Raw genomic sequence first — 221 nt, forward strand, 5'->3', positions numbered from 1 at the left:
TTCTTCATCGATGTGAATTCTGCCGCATAAACTTAAGATGGCGGCAATCTCCGCTATCTGGCAATGTCTGGCAGAGCTAAGCTGCCTAGAAAGTTCTTCTTTCACACGGGACGAAAATGACATCTCTCCACCTCTATTTCCTGCATACAAGTCTACTGAGCCGTTATACTATCTTTTCCGATATCCCTGTGCTCTATCTTAAGTCCGATATCCCTGTGGGT

1 pseudogene is annotated in these 221 nt (G+C 45.2%); it reads right to left on the bottom strand.

The features are described from left to right. Positions 1-123, bottom strand: a pseudogene (locus tag HJV72_RS20440) (DNA-binding protein WhiA); the annotation flags it as partial. Positions 124-221 lie beyond the last annotated feature (98 nt).

Origin of the sequence: Extibacter sp. GGCC_0201, assembly GCF_017566055.1 — a bacterium.
GTDB lineage: Bacteria > Bacillota > Clostridia > Lachnospirales > Lachnospiraceae > Extibacter.